The sequence below is a fragment of the Paraclostridium dentum genome, from assembly GCF_012922555.1.
In the GTDB taxonomy this organism is placed as follows: domain Bacteria; phylum Bacillota; class Clostridia; order Peptostreptococcales; family Peptostreptococcaceae; genus Paraclostridium; species Paraclostridium dentum.
Window position 1 is genome coordinate 1 of the sequence record NZ_WIPK01000057.1, and the last position, 955, is coordinate 955.

The 955-nt window shown below is 53.9% G+C and carries 1 protein-coding gene; it reads left to right on the forward strand.

Going from position 1 to position 955, the window contains the following annotated elements:
• Positions 1 to 12 precede the first annotated feature (12 nt).
• On the forward strand, positions 13 to 955 hold a 943-nt coding region (locus GFJ41_RS20890), incomplete at its 3' end, for a type 2 periplasmic-binding domain-containing protein (RefSeq protein WP_170075974.1).

Sequence of the window (955 nt, forward strand, 5' to 3'; positions counted from 1 at the left end):
CAGGAGTCCAGCATGAAGCTCTTCGTCATCTGTGGCGTCCTCTCCTGCCTCGCCGTCGTGCAGGCTGAACCCCCGAAGGTCAGATGGTGTTTAAAGTCAGAACAAGAGTTCAATAAGTGCCAGAAGCTCGGATCTCTGGCCTGCGTGCAGAAGGCAGGAACTCTGGACTGCATTAGAGCCATTCAGAATGGTGAAGCAGATGCCATCACTTTGGATGGAGGAGATATCTACACAGCTGGTCTCCTGCCCCATAACCTTCACCCCGTCCTCGCCGAACATTACGGCTCAGAAGCGGCGTGCTACTACGCTGTAGCTGTAGCAAAGAAAGGCACTAACTTTAATATCAATGAGCTTCGTGGGAAGAAGTCCTGTCACACTGGTTTGGGGAAAACCGCAGGCTGGAACGTCCCCATCGGCACGCTCCTCGAAATGAAACAGATTGCATGGGATGGCATCGACCAGAAACCTCTGGAGGACGCGGTGGCAGAATTCTTCTCCGCGAGCTGTGTGCCAGGATCATCAAACCCAAAACTGTGCCAGCTGTGTAAGAACAAGTGCCAGCGCTCTCATGAGGAGCCGTATTATGATTACAGTGGAGCTTTCCAGTGCCTGAAGGATGGAGTCGCAGACGTGGCGTTTGTGAAACACAGCACAGCACTCAATGACGCGGACAATTACGAGCTGCTGTGTAAAGACGGCACCAGGAAGCCTGTTACCGAGTATAAAAGCTGCAACTGGGCCCAAGTTCCTGCTCACGCCGTCGTCACTCGCTTTGACAGAGACCTGGCCGACCGTATCGATGACGTTCTCAACACACTGAAGGGCAAGGGTCTGTTCTCCTCTGATGGCCCAGTGAAAGACCTCATGTTTAAAGACTCGACGACGGAGCTGCAGAGGCTCCCCGAGCTCACCACCTCCTACATCTACCTGGGCGGAGAGTACTGGAACGCCATCC